Here is a 405-nt window from a genome sequence, read left to right on the forward strand (position 1 = left end):
GCGTAAGCTGAAGTGTTGCGTGGTGACAAAGTACGATAGCAGCATAATTGTGATGGGCATGTAACTGAATATAATGGCAGCTAAACCAGATAATATATACTTCTCTCCTTCTAACATGAACCAGAATGGAATGGCAAAATAGAAAACAGCTATAATTTCATCTGGGACACCCACCTTTCTGAGTAAGCCGTAGTCAGGTTGGTGATGTGGTGTGTGGTGATGGAGGGTTGGCTCGGGGGCTGGAGTTGGAGCGACAAGGTGACGGTTCTGGCCTTTAAAGCTTCTTATTCAGGCACAGTCATGCTCGGCATCGGATGACATGCCGGGGTGTGATATCAAGTGGGGACTCGCGATTCAAATAGGCGGCTGGTGACATCGCCGCTGGCCGCAGTGCTGTGCGAACAG

General features: G+C 49.4%; 1 protein-coding gene. It reads right to left on the reverse strand.

The annotated features are described in order from the left end of the window. On the reverse strand, positions 1-174 hold a 174-nt coding region (locus ACW5XD_RS23935; RefSeq protein ID WP_456497023.1), incomplete at its 3' end, for an EamA family transporter. Between the last annotated feature and the right edge of the window lie 231 nt (positions 175-405).

The sequence above is a fragment of the Aeromonas enterica genome (assembly GCF_054052465.1).